At 36.8% G+C, this 19,381-nt stretch carries 14 protein-coding genes and 1 tRNA gene; 13 read left to right on the forward strand and 2 right to left on the reverse strand.

Annotated features, from left to right (window positions below):
- Position 1: 1 nt before the first annotated feature.
- From QM481_RS04335 to QM481_RS04350, 4 genes are all read left to right on the forward strand, one after another.
- Positions 2-2,338: a hypothetical protein gene (locus QM481_RS04335; protein WP_283380777.1), complete on the forward strand. Its 2,337-nt coding sequence runs from the start codon at positions 2-4 to the stop codon at positions 2,336-2,338.
- The gene (locus QM481_RS04340; RefSeq protein WP_283380778.1) at positions 2,322-4,028 is read left to right on the forward strand and encodes a bpX3 domain-containing protein; all 1,707 of its coding nucleotides are present in this window, start codon (positions 2,322-2,324) and stop codon (positions 4,026-4,028) included. Before QM481_RS04335 ends, QM481_RS04340 begins: the two co-directional genes overlap by 17 nt.
- Before the next feature lie 204 nt (positions 4,029-4,232).
- Positions 4,233-4,306: transfer RNA gene (locus QM481_RS04345), tRNA-Asp, on the forward strand.
- Between the two features lie 366 nt (positions 4,307-4,672).
- Positions 4,673-5,374 (forward strand): LytR/AlgR family response regulator transcription factor, encoded by a 702-nt coding sequence (locus QM481_RS04350; RefSeq protein ID WP_283380779.1) that lies wholly within the window; start codon positions 4,673-4,675, stop codon positions 5,372-5,374.
- Between the two features lie 111 nt (positions 5,375-5,485).
- On the opposite strand, the gene QM481_RS04355 is transcribed toward QM481_RS04350, so the two are convergent.
- Positions 5,486-8,065, reverse strand: coding sequence for a hypothetical protein (locus tag QM481_RS04355; RefSeq protein WP_283380780.1), 2,580 nt, complete (start codon positions 8,063-8,065; stop codon positions 5,486-5,488).
- A gap of 613 nt (positions 8,066-8,678) precedes the next feature.
- Here QM481_RS04355 and QM481_RS04360 point away from each other — a divergent pair.
- From QM481_RS04360 to QM481_RS04370, 3 genes are all read left to right on the forward strand, one after another.
- A complete protein-coding gene (locus QM481_RS04360) occupies positions 8,679-9,017 on the forward strand; it encodes a HopJ type III effector protein (RefSeq protein ID WP_166550300.1) in 339 nt (112 codons plus the stop codon).
- Positions 9,018-9,147: 130 nt separating this feature from the next.
- Positions 9,148-10,203: an arginyl-tRNA--protein arginylyltransferase gene (locus tag QM481_RS04365; RefSeq protein ID WP_283380781.1), complete on the forward strand. Its 1,056-nt coding sequence runs from the start codon at positions 9,148-9,150 to the stop codon at positions 10,201-10,203.
- 249 nt (positions 10,204-10,452) lie between these two features.
- Positions 10,453-13,632, forward strand: coding sequence for a response regulator (locus tag QM481_RS04370; RefSeq protein WP_283380782.1), 3,180 nt, complete (start codon positions 10,453-10,455; stop codon positions 13,630-13,632).
- A gap of 75 nt (positions 13,633-13,707) precedes the next feature.
- Here the strand turns inward: QM481_RS04370 and QM481_RS04375 are convergent, their stop codons facing one another.
- On the reverse strand, positions 13,708-14,553 hold the full coding sequence (locus QM481_RS04375) for a universal stress protein (protein ID WP_166550303.1): 846 nt from the start codon (positions 14,551-14,553) through the stop codon (positions 13,708-13,710).
- Between the two features lie 199 nt (positions 14,554-14,752).
- Between QM481_RS04375 and QM481_RS04380 the strand changes: the two genes are divergently transcribed.
- From QM481_RS04380 to QM481_RS04405, 6 genes are all read left to right on the forward strand, one after another.
- The gene (locus QM481_RS04380) at positions 14,753-15,046 is read left to right on the forward strand and encodes a thioredoxin family protein (protein WP_166550304.1); all 294 of its coding nucleotides are present in this window, start codon (positions 14,753-14,755) and stop codon (positions 15,044-15,046) included.
- Positions 15,047-15,274: 228 nt separating this feature from the next.
- Positions 15,275-16,831 carry a L,D-transpeptidase scaffold domain-containing protein gene (locus QM481_RS04385; protein WP_283380783.1) on the forward strand — a complete coding sequence of 519 codons (1,557 nt, stop codon included), beginning with the start codon at positions 15,275-15,277 and terminating at the stop codon, positions 16,829-16,831.
- Between the two features lie 361 nt (positions 16,832-17,192).
- A complete protein-coding gene (locus QM481_RS04390; RefSeq protein WP_166550306.1) occupies positions 17,193-17,600 on the forward strand; it encodes a hypothetical protein in 408 nt (135 codons plus the stop codon).
- A gap of 254 nt (positions 17,601-17,854) precedes the next feature.
- Entirely contained in the window at positions 17,855-18,265 is a 411-nt protein-coding gene (locus tag QM481_RS04395) for a hypothetical protein (RefSeq protein WP_166550307.1), read from the forward strand.
- A gap of 2 nt (positions 18,266-18,267) precedes the next feature.
- Positions 18,268-18,648 carry a hypothetical protein gene (locus QM481_RS04400; protein ID WP_283380784.1) on the forward strand — a complete coding sequence of 127 codons (381 nt, stop codon included), beginning with the start codon at positions 18,268-18,270 and terminating at the stop codon, positions 18,646-18,648.
- Positions 18,649-19,069: 421 nt separating this feature from the next.
- On the forward strand, positions 19,070-19,381 hold a 312-nt coding region (locus tag QM481_RS04405; RefSeq protein ID WP_283380785.1), incomplete at its 3' end, for a transposase.

A 19,381-nucleotide genomic window follows, 5' to 3' on the forward strand; every position in this document is an offset into this window, starting at 1 on the left:
TATGAATAACCTAGAGTATTATTTGCAATATCAAGACTATTTTTGGGAATGGGATGTTGACTCCACTATCGGGCAACTTTGTATTTCTATGCCTCATGGTGATACGATTATCTATGAAGAACAACTCATTGAAACCCTCAGAGTACTATCAAAAACAGGCATTCCTCGCTTGGGTACACTATTGTTGTTATTCATCGCAACAAGCGCAAATGGTCAGCAAAACATTGACAAGCTCTATTATCAGTTTTTAAAACTTGACAATGGATTGCACGGTAACAATATTGTCGGTGATGCTATTAAGTTCTTACGTCTTGTCTCCAAACTACCCGCAAATCTAAAAAGAGGTAGTCAACGGATATTGGTTCTTCAGCAACTCTTGGAAGGTAGCCACAACAATTATGCAATCAAGAAATCTATTAGCATATTTAATAGCTTGGGGTACTTTTGTAAAAGCCAAAACCATTTTCCAGAAAAACAACCATTAAGCAGTAGCATCTTTGAAAAAGATGTTCGCCCCATTGCACTTCTATTAAAAAAATATCCTAATGCTGAAAGTATTATAGCCAAACTAAGCAATATCCAAGAGATTAACCTTGAGGATTTTGAGCAAGAAATCGAACAGTCAAATGATAACCATACAGTAGATTGGCATGAGGAGCTATTATCGAATCCTAAAACTTTTCATAGCGCCGCACTAATCAAAAGCTTATGGGCAGGGTTACATATACCTTTTCAAGGAGATATTCCTAGTCAACAACCCTTGGGTGGGGTTACCGATTTGAGCAATAAAGGCAACCTTGAACGTTTGCTTTTATCAGAACTTGCCCATGAGGATATAGTGCTTTTATCGAGACTAGCGCATAACGAAGCGCTTTATTTACAACGTGAGCTTCCTCCACAAAACAACCCTAAAAAGCGAGTATTTTTAATAGATATTTCGATTAAAAATTGGGGAACACCCAAAACACTTGCTTTCTCTATTTGGCTGTCATTGCTCAAGCATCCAAAAGCCAAAATGTCGGCAGAATCTTTTGTCATTGGCAATGATTACACCGCCATTTCAGCCGAGAATATCGAGTCTATTATCCAAGGACTTGACCTCCTCGATCATTCGCTTCATGCTGGCAATGGTATAAAAAAGTTTTTCGACACTCAATCATTCAAGAAGTCTCAACAAGAAATCTTCTATATTTCGAACAAAGCATCGACCGCATACCCAGCTATACAAAAAGAATTGTCGTTGGTTGCACCGATGATTAACTATTGGATTTATGTCACTGCTGAAGGAAAAATAGAGATTCATTATCAGCAAAACAAAGGTCTTAAGCCAGTACAAGAGCTCTTGTTACCCTTGAAATCACTTTGGGAAAAAACACCACCCATTAGTAAGCAGACCACACCTCAAAAGAGAGAGAGAAACAGCAATGTATATCCAATATTGATACCTCCTCAGCCTCAATTGGCACGTTTCACCTTCAAGGCAAAAGATGGCAATACCTATTTTATTGTTGCCAATGCCCTTTGTAAAGCGCTAGACGAAAACAAAGGTTGGGAAGTATTACTTGATCGTAAGGAAATGGCAGAATCCTATGCCCTAGGAATCAATATGTCAAATGAGGTGATACTGCTGGCTTTTGTACTTGCGCAGCATTCACATAAGAAATTAAGTATTTACAATATCAATACAGGATATTGGGGCTCAACAGGACTTGCCAGTTTTAAATGGAAAAACCTCTTTTTTGATGGAAATCATTTCTACATGATACAGAAAAACATGAAGTACACTTATGTGTTAGAGAACGGAGAATCACCTCAAACTGGCGCCATAAAAATCGAGACATCTACAGTAGAAACAAATGATTTTCAGACAACAAAAAAAGTAAATATTCAAGCTAAAAAATCAGAGACAAAGTCCAGTGTTAACTTTCTTAAAAACATTACTGAGGTAGGTATTAGTAAGGAAAATAAAATTTTATTAAACAGACATAGCTTGTCTTTTGATGATAATAATAGAGTTACTATCCAATCAAGCCTATCGACAACCATCCATCTAACTGCCCAAGCGATAAAGAATGGCATTTTTGAGTTTCCGAATGGCGCTAGAATCCACACTAACTCATTTGGATTATGTATTCTGGAAAATACAGCTCAAAATCAGTTTATTTACTTTCCTACAGTGATGGAAGAACCTATTGCCATGAGTACTAAAGAGGATTGTTGTGGCAATACTTCCTTTTTACCCAACCTTCCACTCAAGGAATTAGAGGTAAAGGATTTTAGGGAAAAATATATAGATACATTTATTCAAGATATCATTAACTATGGAACTACAACTTAAGCCTCATCAACAAAATCTGTATCCCAAGGTAGGTTTGTTAATTGCTGGAAGTGCTATTAAATCTTGGCTTTTTGAGCTCCAAGCCTTAGGATTAAGTCTTGAAAATATCACCTGTTTTACTATTCCTGATGCTACACCCAATAGTCTTTGGGGATGTTTGGTGATTATTCCCGAACATCATTTTCCAATAGATATTCGTCAGCATCAAATTATATATCAAGCATTTAACCAAGTATATATTCCAGAAAAGTCAACAGTATTCCCTTCACTCACAGAAGAGGATGCCTGCTTTTTATTTTCTCGTATGTCTGTTTTGATACATCCTTACTTAGGGTTTATTGAACTTTCAACACCTATCAATTGGATAGAAATAGTACAAACCCCTGATTTGTGGGAGACAGAACCAATAACTCCTGCCAATAGCCTGACTTTACCTAGTAGAATTAAAACATTACTGCTAAACCCCTCAGAAAGTCCTGACGAAATTATTTCACGATTAGAAACACAACCAACACCAGAAAAACCTCTGTTAGACAAACCTCTGAACATTTTTGAAAAAGCATTATTACTGTTCTACAAAATCATTATCTCTATTGCGTCGAATATATTGCTAAGTTTTAAGGCTACCTCAGCTAACGATAACGCAAAACAGCTTTCGCGCAAAACCAAAGAGGATTCTTTGTTGTCGAAAATGCTAGAGCACTTTCATTCATTAGAAAATCGTAATCAAAAATATCTTGATAAACTGTTTGATTTATTAGCCCAAAATCCCTTGGAAGCGCTCAAATATGCCATTCCTATCGACGATGGCACCCATAGAGGTTCTGAGAATAATGGCTCATTAGGATTTTCGAAATATCGTGATTCACTTTCATTATTTGGCAATAACACACATGCGCATGGTGGAGGAAGTTTAAATATAGACGACAGTAGCATCGAACGATTACGAAGACAATATCGTGCAACAGCAGAACAGCTCATCCGTGAAGAAAAGTACACAGAAGCAGCCTTTGTTTACCTGAAATTATTGAAAGAATATTATTTAGCGACTCAAACATTGGAGAAGGGCGAAAAATATCAAGAAGCAGCTTCTATCTATATTAAATACCTCAAAAACTATCATCAAGCCGCTATTTGCTACGAAAAAGCTAACCTTATACACAAAGCGATAGAATACTACATAAAAACAGAGCAATATGAAAAAGTAGGAGATTTATATACGAAACTTGAGAAGCATGATGAAGCGATATTGTATTATCAAAAAGTGGCAGACAATTATCATACAGCGGGTCAATTTGTAAAAGCGTCTTTGGTTTACAAAAATAAGATGTACATGTTCAATAGAGCTCAAGCCATTCTGTGGGAAGGTTGGGAAAAAAATCAAGATGCGTTTAATTGTCTTGGTTTATATTTCGGTAATATACCTGATGATACTTTAAGTTGGCAAAAACTTCAGCAAGTATCCGCTTCTTTAACCAACAAACAGTATCATTCCTTTTTAGATTTACTTAAAAATGTCTTTAAAAACCGTTTGGAGCTTCAACCCAACATCAAAGAATTAGCCTATGAAATTATTTCAACGCAACTTAAAAATGACTCAAGCATAAGCACCTACCTTTCTTTTTTTGTGCCTAATGACCCACTTTTGATAAAAGATACTATCAGATTCAGATTAAATTCCCGATTTTAAAAGTATAAATTCTGTCTAAAAAGGTGCATTTTAGGCCTATTCAGCACCACTTTAATTTTTTTTATAAAAAATTTCAAATTTTTTCATTTTCATTTTATTCAGATAATGAGATAGTTATGGCAACCATTACAAAAAACTTTTCAGAAAGTGCTTGAAGTGAGTTTGCATTGTAAGAAATAAGTACTAATTTTGCATCAACAAAACGGTTTGGTAGTTCAGTTGGTTAGAATACATGCCTGTCACGCATGGGGTCGCGGGTTCGAGTCCCGTCCAGACCGCAAAAGCTCAGAAAGAAATTTCTGAGCTTTTTTATTATATTGTTATTTTCTTTTTCAGCGATAGACATTCTTATTCTACGTATTTTATATTTAATTCATTGTTCTTTTTTTTCTAGCTAGGTTTCAATAATTTTATGTTAGAAAAAATATTAAAATCTATTTTTTTACCGCTACCCTTCAATACAATAAAGCGTCCTTTTGATTTCTTCTTTCACATAGGACATTACTATTACACAACATTGATTCATTTGATAATACAATCGCAATAACACATTTATTGTCGTTTGTTGGTATTGCTTACCCATTTTATCTTTGTTCACATTGGCATATTTGTACCGTCATCTATGCTATTATAGTTGTGTAATTATGAATAACAATGCTTACCTACTCATTAACCCGCTAAAAGAGTCGTCACTTGATTTAGCAAACAAAATCAAAAAACTTACCTCTAGAAAGGTAGTTTTGACGCCAAATATCGCTGCAGCTCAATTGTGCCTACAACAAGAATTGTTTGATGCGATTTTTCTTACTTTAACAAACGATCAAGATATACAGTCTCTGATTTACCAGTTACCATCCAGTATTCCTATTGTGGTGGTTAGCCCCATCAAAGAATTAGCTTCATCAGCTTATGAGTACGAAAATATCGTCGACTTTTTGCTCCAACCTTCTTGTGAGGCACGTGTATGGAGAGCTTTGAATAGAGCTCAATACACTCCTATTTTATCAAATACTCGTATTGAAGATAGCTATGCGTTTATAAGATCTGAAACTCAAATACTTAAATTTAATTTTAATGAGATTGAGTATTTCTCTGCGTTTGGTAGCTATTCAAAGGTTCATACCAAAAACAACGTTCATATTGTTAATGAGTCTATCGAAGGTTTGATGAATATTCTCCCAAGCGGTGTTTTTAGAAGAGTTCACCATGCTTATCTGATCAATATCTATAAAATAACAGCAGTGGATTCGAGAAGTTTTTTTGTTTATGACCGAGATATTCCAATTGGAAAATCATACCAAAAATCGATCAACTTCCTTTTCAATGTAAAAGCCCTATTTGTATAAATTTTAATGCCAATAGCATTAATACTTAAAAATGGTTAGGAATACCTTCAAATTGAAGTACTCCTAACCATTTTTATCAATGCACAAACGGATTGTTTGATTAGACAACGCTTAATTCGCAGTAATTCTAGTTTCGACAATATTATTATCCACACGTCCTTCTCCTCCCGAACCATAAAGAATCGTTACTGTGATATTTTGGCTAGTATTAGCAGGAATACCTCCTCTTCTAGTGACAGTAAACCCTATTTTTTTAAAACTATTTTGAGGAATACTAACTCCTGGTTTTGCCGTTACGGTAATAAAGTTGGTATTTTCAGAAAATAACCAATCCCCGTTACTGTTAGTAGCCCCTCCCATGACATTGGACGTTCCTGTGTTGATAGAATAAGTAATATCAAACCCTGAGATTTTGGTAATTCTAAATCCTGTGATATTCCCCAACACATTTTGAACATTATTTTTTTCAAAAACATTTACAACAATATCTTTTGCATTAGAAGAACCCGAAAAATCTAAGCTATTGATTTCAGTAGTTGGGGTTAAATCTGGAATTGGAGCATCTTTCCAGTCACTCGACGAGCCATCAGATACATTTGGTACACCATCACCATCGGTGTCGCAGTTTCCTGTACAATCTATTTTTCCATCATCATCCAAATCCCAATTGGGGTTTAGCCCGGCCTCTAAAAGATCCGAAATGCCATTATTATCGCTGTCTACGTCGTAAGGGTTCAGCTTACCATCAAGGTCGGTATCGGGTGGCGTTAGCCCTAAACCCGCTGCTGCCGCTAATGGTACGCCTTGCAGATTGACAGGTCCGTCTACCATCCCATCTTCATTCAAATCTATACCCAGCGTTTCGGCTACATCTCTGATACCATCATTATCGCTATCTAAATCTATCCTGTTAGGTGTTCCATCTCCATCAGTATCAGCACTAAGTTGGGCGTTTTCTACGGTATCTAAAATACCATCATTATCATCGTCCAAATCTGTTACATCTGCCAAGCCATCTTTATCTGTATCCAATGGACAACCATTTGGTGCAATCCCAGCTACTAATGGACAAGCATCGACTTTATCGTTGAAAGTATCCCCATCGGTATCAGGTTTTTGGGGATTGGTAGTATTTAAATCAGGGATACCGTCATTGTTTGGGTCTATTTCCTCTTTGTTGGTGAGTCCATCGCCATCGCAATCCAAGGCTTTCCACGCCAATGTTGTGGAAGCATACACTTGGTCAACAGTATTATAGCTGCATCCATCCTTTGGATTGGTATTATCTAGGGTAGCTAGGGCATTGTTGTCTGTACCTGTAAGCTCCTTATAATTGGTTACGCCATCTCCATCACAGTCGGCATTCCGCCATAATGTGGAGGTATTGGCTAGTATTTGGTTGGTAGCATTATAGCTACACCCATCTGTATAGTTTGTTCCATCCGCTATTTCTTGAGTGTTTGAAACGCCATCACCGTCCATATCTGGATTTGATTCTCGGTAATCTGGCGTACCTGAATTGTTGAGATCTGGAAGAGTTGGACTGTTGGCATCGCCATAACTGGTAGATCCGTCGACTGAGACAATAATTCCGTCGGCATCAAGATCTATAATACTATCTATTTTTCCGTCACCATTTATATCCAAAGTAGCAGTATTACTAATGCCACTTTCGAGTAAATCTGATAAACCATCATTATCACTATCTAAGTCGAGGTAATCTGCGCCTGTTGTACCATCGCTATTGAGAGGAACGGGGTCGTTAGTGTCGCCCCAATTAGAGCTTCCATCGGCACTACTCATAATACCGTCAAGATCGCTATCGGTTCCATCAACGATTCCGTCGCCATTGGCATCAACCAATGCGGCATTGCCGCTTTCGATGATGTCATTGATTCCATCATTATCACTATCTAAGTCATACGGATTTTTGCGAGTGTCTAGGTCTGTATCAGACAATATCAAACCAGTGCCAGCGCTTGCAGGTATTCCAGTTCCACCAATAATGCCATCTGCAATTCCATCAAAATCGGTGTCGATACCACCTCCCTCGATTACGTCATTGATACCGTCGTTATCACTATCCAAGTCGATACGGTTTGGGACACCATCTCCGTCTGTATCAGCATTTGACTGTGCATTTTCTATGGTATCCAAAATACCGTCATTATCATCATCCAAATCGATGCTATCTGCTACTCCGTCGTTGTCAGTATCAAGATATACCGTGATTGAAGTTGTGCTATTGTCATTACCAGTCAAATTGCCAGTCGTTTGCGGGCCATTAAATCCTAGTGTTCCTGTGATGGTGAGCGGACCACCAACATTTACACCAGTATACCCAACCTCGATTTGACTACAAGTCCCTGGGGCAATAGGCAGGGTGTTTTCTAGGCGAATGGTCTGTCCATCGTTGGAGAGGACTGTCCAACCTGTAATACTGATAGGAACCACCGTCGACCCAACCAGGGGGCTTGGAAAGCTAATAAGGGGTCTTAACTTATTGGCCGCAGCCGTTCGGATACCACCATCGTTGTTACAAATATCAATTGTGACTCGACCAACACTAGAGCCTTTGGCTACAGCAGCGGGTTGATTCAAAATATTTATACTAACATCTTGGGCGGCCGCTATCTCAACAATACAGCTGAAAATAGCACAGAATAATACTACTCTTGGCAAAATGTACATAGTATAGATTGTGTTTGGTAAAAAATAAATGGATGTGAATTTCCTTTTACTTGGTAGTACCAAACAAGGATGCTTATGCGGCTAAGATGCGCAGATTATTGTGCGAGAGACTCTATTTAATTGGATAACCCAATAATAATATCTACTTAGTGCGATTCGTGCTTTCTTGTTTTGATACTAGAACATCTATTTAAGCTACTGCTATTTTTGATAGGTTTTTTGTCCTTTCTGTAAACGGCAATAGGCTCAGTTAAATTAATGTGCGGTTAAGTTTACTGAACTGTTTCAAAATTTGATGTAAGGATAAAGGAAGATTACACTAGAAATTCTTCATTGATAATAATAAAGAATAGTATTTCTCTAACAATATTCGTGCCGTAGTTATCAGCTTATATTTAAGACTTTGGTAGCTATACGTAATTTCCATTACACTTCAACAATCTTCATAAATAAGGATTTTTATCTATATCGTAGATTGAGTATTTTTCTTGATTGAGCTTCATTTTTTAGCATAATTTTCTGAGCATAGCGCATCTGAAGCGTCTTTTATTTTAAACAATTTCCTGATTATTGGCTTACATCATCTATCTTCACGGTAAAAAACGTTTCAAATATGTCTGTTAATTCTCTCATTGAAAAAATAAAAACTAGCCCTGAAGCTATCGAGTTTCAGGAAGTGATTGCGGTAATCGATGCCTCGTACCAATTCCAACCAACAAAATTTCGTAATGGAAATACCGTTAATGAAGCAGGTCAAAACTCTGGTTCATGCAAGGTTTTTTCGTTTGCTAAACTCAATGGTTTGAGTCAAGAAGAAACATTGGCTTGTTTTGGCGCATTTTATCGTAACGATGTATTACAAAATCCAGAAGGTACAGACCACCAAAATATTCGCAATTTTATCGAGTTTGGCTGGGATGGTATCGAGTTTGAAGGACAAGCCTTGCAATAAGCGTAGAACTGTCGGATAACGACTTTGATTGTTTAATCTATTTACTCAAAGATGGTATCCGACAGCTAAATACCTCATGAGCTTTTCAACGAAAATCCTTAAATTTGTGAATTAACGACTACCATAAGAAATGTTTGCAGAAATAGAAAACCCTTTGTTTATCGATGCCCATGAACTTGACCATTATTTGGCCGACGGGTGGTTTAGAATGGGGCAAAGTGTTTTTACGACAAACTTTCTTAAGTTCAACCACGTATTCTACAGTGCACTGTGGCTTAGAATCAACCTTCTTGAAGCTGAGTTTCCTACTACCAAAAGCAAACTTCAAAAGCTTAACAGCAAATTTGAAGTAGAAATCCAGCCTGCTCAAATCAAACCGATTCAGGAAACGCTATTTGATAAATATCGTAGTCACATTACCTTCGAAACCTCGAATTCGTTGGAACAATTACTTTTTAACAATACCAAAAGAGATATTTTTAATGCTTACGAAGTAAATGTTTATGACAAAGAGAAACTTATTGCTACAGGTTTTTTTGACTTAGGACATGATAGCGGTGCGGGTATTTCTTGTTTTTACGACCCTGATTATAAAAAACATAGTCTTGGCAAATATTTGATGTTTCTGAAAATGGACTTCTGTATCAAGCGTGGGTTAACATTCTTTTACCCAGGCTATTTTGTGCCAGGCTATCGATTGTTTGACTATAAACTTGACCTTGCCAAAACTGCGATGGAATTTCTGGATTTTCGAAATAATCAATGGTATCCTATGTCGGCTTTTTCTGCTGATAACACCCCTTTGGTCGAAATTCAGGAACGTTTAAAAGAGCTGCAAATTCTTATAGAGCAAGCAGGGCAAGTGAGTAAAGTGTACCATTATGAATATTTTGATGCTAACCTTGTACCTTCACTTAATGGATTAGGCCTGCTAGATCATCCTATTATGCTGGTGTGTTTTGAAAGACAACCCAACCAAATCAACCCAATTGTACTTTATGATATTCGCAAAAAGCATTATCAACTTTGGCTTTGTAATAGTGTCTATGGTATGACCTACGAGGCCGAACATGATGATTTTTATGGCGAACATTTACTACATCCTTTCCGTCATCTTGTTAGTTGCGATTCGGCAGAAGCCATGGCACAAGTGGTAACTACAGCGCTAGTCAAAGTCGAAGATTAAAATCTCTTTCACTCAGAACTATTACGTCTATTCCTTCGGTATTTTTTTGAAAAAATTTATTATTTAGGATTTGTAGAGCCAAGTTTCCGAAACATAAATTATTGGCACAAAATTAGCACATTCCAGATAAACGTCGTATTTTACAATACAATTGCAGAAATTAAGGGAGTATTTTTTACTTATCGATTGACAATTACTTTATATCCTGTATCCCTTAAGATATCTTGAAAACAATCTAACCAAGCGACTATGAGGTTCTTGAGTGGAAAAAATAAGAGCATTAATCTCGTAAGACGATTGGTGCTTATCATAAGTTTATTTACTATTTTTGATACAGTTTACGCTACTAATTCGGGACAAATAGATTTGAGAAGTGTAAATTTAGACGCACACGCTCCCATTTCTTTAGATGGAGAGTGGGCATTTTATTGGGAAAAACTTTTTACACTTCAACAAGTTCAGCAACATCAACCCGACTACTTCATAAAATTTACTAAAGTATGGAATGAAATCCCTCAAATCAATGAGTCGGCCAAGGCGTATGGCTATGCTACATACCATTTGAGATTGCTTATCGATGCTCAAAAAACACCTGTTTTAGCATTTTCAATCCCTTCTATTTATACCAGTTATCGTTTTTGGGTGAATAATGTAGAAATAGCCCACAATGGAATAGTCGCTAAAGATAAAGCACATTATGAGCCTCATTGGTTACCGCAGGTTCAGGTATATGCCGTGCAAAAAGATACCCTCGACCTAGTAATTCAAATCGCCAATTTTGATCACTATAAAGGAGGAGCTTCACGCCCTATCAAAATCGGCACGCCTAGTCGTGTATATCATGAGCGTGAGTTAGAGTTAGCATCAGATATGTTACTCACAGGGATTTTGGTGATGGGTGGTTTGTTGTTTTTTGGGTTGTATCTGATGGGACAACACGAAAAGGAAGTACTCTATTTTGGCGTATTCTGTTTGCTTTTTGTATATCGAGTAATTGGCGTAGACAATCTCTATTTTTTCCATTATTTATTCCCTAGTCTCGACTGGCATTTGACAATTCATCTCGAATATGGTGCTATGTTTTTGGGCATATTCATTTACAGTTTATTCTTAAGAAAACTTTATCCAGACGAAACCGACGACCTTTTTATCTATTTTATGGCAGGAGTAAGCTTGGCATTTTTCATTATGATGCTTGCCGCTCCTATTCATGTATTTACCTATAGCGCAAACCTTTTCTACTACTTAGTATTAGTTTTTGTTGGGTATAATTTCCTTACGGTAGTTAGAGCCTATTTTAACAAGCGACAAGGTACACTTTACGCTATGCTGAGCATGGCTTTTTTTGGTATAGCTATCAGTCTTAGTATTTTAGGACATTACCAAGTAATTGATTATTATCCTATTTATTTTTCGATGGGCTATCTGGGTTTTATCTTTTTCCAAAACCTTATTTTAACTTATCGTTTTGCTTTTTCGTTACGTAATTCCAAAGAACTCGCCGAACAAGGCGCCAGAGCGAAGTCTGAATTTTTGGCTAATATGAGTCATGAAATCAGAACACCTCTCAACGGTATCATCGGATTTACGGACTTGTTGATGAAAACCAAGCTAGAGGAAACTCAACGAAAGTATATGTCGACGGTTTCGCAATCGGCACATTCGTTATTGGACATTATCAATGACATTCTTGATTTCTCGAAAATAGAAGCTGGCAAATTAGAATTATCCATCGAAAAAACCGACATATTCGATTTAGGTAATCAGATTATTAGCATGATAGCTTTTCAGGCGGACAGCAAAAAGCTAGAAGTCCTTCTCAATATTTCTCATGATATTCCAAGATTTGTCTGGACTGACCCTATTCGTTTAAGACAAATTTTAGTAAACCTTTTGGGCAATGCCGTTAAGTTTACAACCCAAGGAGAGGTAGAGTTAAAAGTAGAAGCATACCAAAGTTATAATGAAGGTGAATGGCATTTTAAGTTTTCGGTAAGAGATACAGGTATCGGGATTGACGAAGCCAATCAGGCTAAAATTTTTAATGCTTTTTCACAAGAAGATGAATCTACAACTCGCAAATTTGGTGGTACAGGCTTAGGTTTGACTATTTCAAATAAGCTTTTGGGCTTAATGAAAAGTACCCTCCAACTCAAGAGTAAAAAGGGAATTGGGAGTACATTTTACTTCGAAATCACCGTAAAAGCTGAAGAAGGAGACCCATTGCAATGGGATAATTTGGAAAAACTACAGAAAGTATTGATTGTAGATGACAACGCCAATAACCGACATATTTTAAAAGAAATGTTGGCGATTAAGTCCATTGCCACTGACGAAGCTGAAAATGGTATTCAGGCTTTAGATTTCCTGAAAGAAGGTCGCAAATATGATTTGGTGTTGATGGACTACCACATGCCATACATGGATGGTCTCGAAAGTATCAAACACATTCGGAAACTACCTGACTACACACCCGAAAAACAAGATATTCTATTGTTATGCAGTTCGTCAGACAACCAAGAAATTATAGATGCCTGCAAAACATATTCGGTGAAGCAAAGATTAATGAAACCTATTGGCTTAAGTAATCTTTTCAATGCTTTATCGCAGTTGGATTCGCTTCATGCAGGAGAGAACCTAACGCCAGAAGCTCCACCATGGCTCAGTGCTGAAGAAATAAACATCATGATTGTGGAGGATAACCCCGTAAACATGATGTTGGCTCGAACGATTGTAAAAGGGCTCTTACCACAAGCCAAACTTTTGGAGGCTGAAAATGGCAAAGTTGCTGTAGATTTGTTTAAGCTCAATTGGGTAGATGTTATTTTGATGGATGTTCAAATGCCTATTATGAGTGGTTATGAAGCAACGCGCTTGATTCGTGAACATGAAAATGGTAAAATGAAAACGCCTATTATTGCCTTAACCGCAGGAACCGTAAAAGGCGAAAGAGATAAATGCCTAGAGGCAGGCATGAATGATTATATTACCAAACCTATTGTGAAAGGAGCTTTGGAAAAAGCCCTTCAAGAATGGCTCAATCTTGAACCCAACTTGGAACCAATAGCGGTTAAAGGAGAAAGTGCATCTTCTAATGAAAAAATCCATTTTAATAAACTGGATTTGTCTCACAGGTTAGGAAATGATACTGTGTTTATGAGTCAGTTACTTGAAATTGCAGATAGACAATTACAAGAGTTTTTGGTAGAGTTGCATGAATTATTTGCCCAGCAAAACCTTAATGGTATCAAGTCACTAGCTCACAAACTCAAAGGAACTGCCTTATCGAGTGGCTTTGATGAACTAGCCAATTTGGCGGAAAAACTAGAGAAGCGTGAAGAATTTGACCATGATTATTTTGAGCAGGTTATTAAGGAATTAGAACAAGAAATACTTATTACGAGGGGGATTATTGCGAAAGAGATGTAGGGTGCTGGTTTACCCATAAAACAAATAAGGTTGACGAAAATTTCGTCAACCTTAAACCTCAACTTTATTTTGTAATCAATATTTCTTTTGTAACACCAACAAAGGAATTTGTGAACTGAGTGTCAAGTGCTTGATAATGCTTTCATGAAAAAGTTTTTCGACAAAGCCTTTAGGGCGTTGTGCCAAAATCACAGCATCTGGTTTTTGATTTCGAATGTATGTGTCAATACCTACGATGGTATCATCGCGATACAAATTGCGGAAAATGATTTTTTCGCCTCCGAACTCCTCCTCCAATAAATCAATGATTTCACTTGATGGGAATACCTCTGGGCTCAAGTATTCTTTTACATGAACCAACTTGGTATGATCTATTCCCAACAGCTCTCCAATGTTGATAATCTTGTTGATACAGCCTACTTCATCTCCTTCCAAATCACTGGCGTATATCACTTCCTTAATGGTGTGTATTGTGGATTGTTGTGGTATAATCCACACTGGGATTTTGCTTTTTTGTACAATACTTAATGCAGTTGAACCAAACAGATTGGCCAAAATACCACCTTCTCCTAAACTTCCTATTACTAAAAAATCAGGTCTTAATTCTTCTGAGGCTTCCAAAATATTATCTACTGGATTGCCAAAAACCAATTTTGTTTCAAGCTTATTGGCTAACACATCTCCATATTTTGCCAGCATATCGTCCTTGGTTTGTGCCAACAATGTACGTGTTTCTTCCAAAGCTTCTTGCATCAAACCTTGCTGAGGCAAAGGCAATACAAAGGGTGTTGTCGAAACAGGCGATTCGTAAGCATGTAGCAAGATAATCTTTGCATCGATAAGCCCCGCCAGCGATACCGCAAAGTCGGCAGCATGTTTGGCATTGAGACTAAAATCTGTTGGCAACAAGATCGTTTTCATAGCTTTATCTGTTTTGTTGAGCACAAATCTCCTTTAAAATAGCTATAAATTTCATGAGCTCAGTTAGCTGATTTTGTGACCTTTATCAGTAAATCCGCTACTGATAAAAGTCATTATTTGTACCCTTTAAACTCATTCTATTGAGCTATTTCTTCTTGAATATTTGCTATCAAAACAGGGGATAAAATTTGAAATACTTATGGCAAGTCACACACAAACACCAGTCCTTATGTTGTTCTACGAAACTCATAAGGAAGAGTTGGAGGTTTTTGAAAGACTCAAAAAAAACAATCCAACCATTGCGAGCTATCTTGCGGTTAGTGTAAAAAATAACCCAGAGGTAGCCAAGACTTTCAAGGTGACTCAATTGCCGACCTATTTAATTTTATACAATGGGAAGGAGTGTTGGCGTCATGTTGGAAATGCAAATATCGATTTACTGAAAAACAATCTGGCCCTGATTGAACCCATCAATCGTGAAGCATTCATATAATACAGTGCCTTTTGTCTATCATGACAAAAGGCCTGTAGCATTTGAACAAATACCAACAAACGACTTGCTTTTCTACCATCAAGCACATTGTCTTCAAGCGAACCACTCAAGACTCTTCTACAATTGTCGCTACTTTCCCTTCTTTTGATTGAAACGCTTGGTACAAAAGGCATTTCCAAGCATTCATTGATGAATTTATCATTTGCCTAACCTAAATCAATAAACAGCATGAAAGCGCAATCTTACCTTAAAAAACTATTAACATTTTGTCTCATTATTGGAGTGACATGGAACAATACTTCTATTGCTCAAACACAAGAAGATTTAAAATCCTTTATTCAAAAATTGCATTCTGACCAAGCTTATGCTAAAGAGTTGCAAATAGAAAACCCTTCTGAAATAACCGCTTTTTACCAAAGTATTTCTTACAAAACTGTTTGGCTGGAAGGTACATCGGATTATCAAAAAGAATACCTAGAGGTACTCAAACACGCTTCTGACTACGGACTCAATCGTGCCAAATATCACTATAGTTATTTGTCGTCTAAGCATTTTCCAACCTTGGAATATGAACTTATCTTAACGCACTCTATCATGGAGTTTTATAAGGATATTGCTAATGGTGTTACGTCGGTAGATTTATCCTATAATGGATTGGGATATACTAATCATTGCCTCAACCCTACTGAGATGCTCCTCAACACCTACCCCAAAGGCAGTGTCAAGGATGTTATTTCTTTTTTACAACCGCAATCTTATGGTTATCAGGCTACACAAAATTTATTGACTCGGCTAAATATGTTCATTGAAAATGATAGTTTTCAGGAACCACTTGTCACTCAGACTATGACTTTTGCCGAAAATAAAGAGCTCATCAAAAAGCTCTATTATTTAGGTTTTTTACCAACGATGACGGACGTTAGTCTTCTCAAAGAAGGCATGATTACGAATGCGCTGAAAGGTTTTCAGTCCTTATACAATATTGTTCCTGATGGAATTCTTGGACCAGTTACTCTGTCAAAACTGTCGATTCCATTAACCAAGTTGCGTACGCAGCTCATTCTCAATCTTAATCGTTGGCGCGTCATCAATTGTCTTGACAATCAGCGATATATCCAAATCAATATTCCTTCAGCAACCTTGGCGCTATATGATCGAGATAGCTTGGTGATGCGTATGAAAACGATTGTGGGTAAGCCTATTACCCCAACGCCAACGCTCTGTTCGGAAATCAATAAAATTACCTTTTTCCCTTACTACGAAGTTCCTAAAAATGTAGCGCTCAATGAGCTATTGCCAATTCAACAAAAAGAACCTAGTTTTTTTGAAAATAATGGCTATCAATTAATCGATGAAAAAGGATTTGTGCTAGAAGCCAACAGTATTGATTGGAGCACGGTATCGAAAGACCATTTTCCTTATGAGGTTCGTCAGGTAGCGGGGTGTGATAATTCGTTGGGATTGCTCAAATTTGACTTTGATAGTCCGTATGCACTGTATTTGCACGATACCAATCGTAAAGATTTGTTTAGTAAAAATAAGCGCTATTTGAGCAATGCCTGTATTCGTCTCGAAAAACCTTATGAATTAGCAACTATGCTTTTTCAAGATAGAAATCTGGTTGAAGAGTTTGTCAAAAAGCGTTTTGAGCCACATTTGAGTCCTACTAGCTTTAGTTTAGAAACCCCTGTGAAAGTCTTCATTACCTATATCACTGCCGATGTTGATGATTTTGGAAGTTTGGTAATTTACGATGATATCTATAAAAAGGATATTTTAAAATAGGGAAATAGGAATCAGGCAAAAAGGCATTAGATGAAGGGGCTGTGACGATTGTAGATTGGGGATTTCTGATTTCGGAAATAGGGTAAAGTAGTTTTGTTTCTTCCCAAAAGGAGGATATATATCCGAAATCTGACATCCAATATCTGACATCAAACATTACGGGTATCGCCTTGCCTACTTGTTCGGTTCTTTCCAACAAAAATCATATCTACAAATGACTTTACTCTTAGTTTGCCTATAAGGAATAAGCCAAATTTGTAGCATAATCAATTGCTAATCAAGCAGTATGAAAGATACTATTATTACCATCTTGACTTAGTCTTTTTATATTTTTCTATAACAAAACAAAACCTTTACCATCATGAGCACTATCGAAAACCTAGAAGTTGACCGTTCATTTAAGTATCAATTCTATCACCGCGAGAATAGCGAATGGCTCAAATCTTTGGATTTTTTCAAAGAAGAAATCAAATATCTAAAAGGACTTATTGCGAATGTTAACAAGAAAAACACTTCGCATGAAGTACAAAATGAAACCTTTATTTTCAATCGTGAATTAGACAATCTTGCTGGCGACATTGATGCCGTAAATCAGTCTATTATTGAAGAAGAATGGGGATTTGATGATGACGCCATGGGTAAAGACTTTTTACTGGGTGAAGAAATCTATAATCGCCATATTGTCATTCGTGAAAATTTCCAAAAAGCTGAAAAGGCTTTCTATGATATAAAACATCGTTTGTACAGATTTTTGTGCAAATCGTTGTAATACAAACGGTCGGATATGTGCAGGAAGTAAAGCACATTTCCACAAATAATTTTACTTGTTAGTTTGGGATGGCGAACGGTTTTCTTGGTTGAGGAAACCGTTTTTTTAGGCTATCTACCGTTGTAGGTGTTTTTCCCAACAGTCCCACAAACTGCTTTTTTCACTTTGACTTTTATCAGTATTACTTATGACGAATGTTCTATGTTAGGTTCCTAAAAAGGTAGAACTTTGACATATCAAAAATGACAAACGCTATGGAAAACGTTCTATTTGAACCCAAAACAAGTTCGTTGAAGTTTGAACTTTATCATAGAGAAAACCAGCAATGGTTATCAAATTTGAGCTTCATTCGAGATGAAATTCAATATTTCGAAACTTGGATGGAACATTTGAGAGAGTTGAACCTTTCAAGACCATTACAAAATGAATGGATTGCTTTGGAGGAACAATTTGCGCAAGAAAGAACAGAAACTCAAGCCTTGCTCAAAGCCATTGAACATGAAGAATATCTTTTTGGTTTGGAGACTCAACAGAAGGACTTTCAACTAGGCGAAGAGCATTATCTAAAGCACCGCAATTTACGAGTTCGTTTTAGGGCTTTAGAAAAAGATTTTCATGCCAGCAAGCACTCATTTTATGAATTTATGACCGACATAATGAACTAGCTATGGAAACTTTAAAATTTGAGTTATGTCATTTTGAAAACACCAAATGGGCCGAAAGTTTGACTTTCTATGCTGGTGAAATTAAGTTTTTTGTCAGGCTGCTCAATGATGTTTTGCAACACAATACAGCTGACAATATCACCACAAAAGCGCAAGACTTTTTGGCGTTATTTAAACACAGTGAATCGGAAATAGAAAGCTTAGCCATTGCAATTTTAGCACAAGAAAAATCTTTTGCCGAATACGCTCAAGGCAAACAGTTTTTGTTTGATCAGCAAATTCAAATGATTCATGAGCGTCGTCGCTCAGCATTTCAAACACTCGAAAAAGACTTTATTTTACACAAACATCAATTGTATCAGTTTTTATCGAATGTATTGTAAAGTTATTAGTTAATCGTCTATCTGTTATTTGGAAACAGATTTGTCATCAAAAGGATGATTTACGAAAACTCGATAACTTATTTAATGAGAAATAACAAGTGGTTTAGAGATAGATTTGAATGGCTCCCTTCTTTAAAGGAAGCCATTTTTGTTTGTGTAAAGAGCTTTAAAAAGCGCTTAATTTAGTGAATTGAGATTGAGTGATGAGTGATTATTTTTATTTGAAATTTACCAGTAGAGACGCAATGATTGTGTCCTAAGCCGAATAATATCTAGTGATGTAGTATCAAAAAAAGCGGTCGGAAAGTAATTTTCGACCGCTTTTTCCTCTTAGTGTGCGACTTAAGTCGCACACTAAGAGGAAAAGAAATTCGCTACTATTTGTCCTTGCCTAAAATAGGTTGCCCTCAAAAATCAACTAATGATGGCAACTTCAAAATCTAAAACTGGAAAAAGTACAAAATACGAGATTCGTCAAAGTCGTATTTTTAGTGAGTCGTTCAAACGAGAAAAAGTCGAAGATATTCTCAACAAAAGGATTAGTATTATCGAATTTTGTAAATTGTGGGATGTAAGTAGCACAAGCGTTTATCGCTGGATTTACCAGTATTCTTCCCACTACAAAAAAGGAACTAAGATGATTGTACAACAAGATTCCGAAGAAGCTAAAACCCAGGAGCTACTCAAAAAAGTAGCTGAACTCGAACGTATCTTAGGGCAAAAACAAATGGAA

The organism is Flectobacillus rivi, from assembly GCF_030056655.1.
Taxonomy (GTDB): domain Bacteria; phylum Bacteroidota; class Bacteroidia; order Cytophagales; family Spirosomataceae; genus Flectobacillus; species Flectobacillus rivi.